General features: G+C 54.2%; 1 protein-coding gene. It reads left to right on the forward strand.

The genetic code is table 11. The features are described 5' to 3' along the window. Positions 1-63 precede the first annotated feature (63 nt). Positions 64-1,193, forward strand: a protein-coding gene (locus B8991_RS20965; RefSeq protein ID WP_143514711.1) for an IS3 family transposase whose coding sequence is annotated in 2 segments (ribosomal slippage) — positions 64-307 and positions 307-1,193 — 1,131 coding nt in all. Because the reading frame shifts where the segments join, the coding sequence is not laid out codon by codon here. Positions 1,194-1,231 lie beyond the last annotated feature (38 nt).

The raw sequence follows: 1,231 nt of genomic DNA on the forward strand, positions 1-1,231 counted from the left end.
TGGACCTGTCACGGTTTGATGCCGCTCCTTTGATAGCATTTACTGCACCAAAGGAGATGAACTATGGGACTGAAACGAACTGACGAATTCCGCCGAGACGCGGTGCGTATCGCATTGACGAGTGGGCTGACGCGCAAGCAGGTGGCTGACGATCTGGGTGTTGGCATGTCGACGCTGAACAAATGGATCACCGCGCACCGAGATACAGACGTGGTTTCCAAAGAGGATTTGAGCCTCGCTCAAGAGAATGATCGACTTCGACGGGAGAACCGGCTCCTCAAGGAGGAGAGGGAGATCTTAAAAAAGGCCACCCAGTTCTTCGCGGGCCTAAAGCAATGAGATTTAGGTTTGTCGAAGAACACAGGACCCATTTCCCGGCCAATCGGTTGTGCGATGTTGTCGGCGTCAGCACACGCGGTCTCCGTGCTTTCCGTAGTCGCCCCGCCAGTCGCAGACAACGGTCTGATCTGGTCACGCTTGCCCACATCAAAGAACAGTCGCGTCTCAGTTTAGGCAGCTATGGTCGCCCCCGAATGACCGAGGAGCTGAAAGAGATTGGTCTGGATGTCGGCCATCGTCGTGTCGGCAGATTAATGCGCCAGAACGGCATAACCGTTGTTAGAACCCGCAAACACAAGGTGACGACAGATAGCGACCACAAGTTCAATATTGCGCCAAACCTGTTGGATCGTGACTTCACAGCAGACTCACCAAACCAGAAATGGGCGGGGGACATCAGCTATGTGTGGACCCGCGAAGGCTGGTTGTATCTGGCTGTCATACTGGACCTGCATTCCCGGCGCGTCATCGGCTGGGCTGTGAGTAATCGGATGAAGCGCGACCTGGCGATCCGGGCGCTGAAAATGGCCATCGCGTTCAGGCAACCACCCGAAGGCTGCATTCATCACACGGATCGCGGATCGCAATATTGTTCTCACGACTACCAAAAGATTCTGCACCAGAATGGGTTCAAGGTATCGATGTCTGGCAAGGGTAATTGCTACGATAATGCGGCTGTTGAGACCTTCTTCAAAACCATCAAGGCCGAACTAATCTGGCGGCATCCTTGGGAAACACGACGCAAGGCTGAGATGGCGATCTTTGAATACATCAACGGCTTTTACAATCCGCGCCGCCTACACTCAGCACTGGGTTGGAAAAGCCCCGTCGCTTTCGAACGAAAGGTGGCTTAAACGAGCACTTGGAGCGGCACAAAAGCGCGACAGGTCCA

Source organism: Primorskyibacter flagellatus, assembly GCF_900176485.1.
Lineage (GTDB): Bacteria > Pseudomonadota > Alphaproteobacteria > Rhodobacterales > Rhodobacteraceae > Primorskyibacter > Primorskyibacter flagellatus.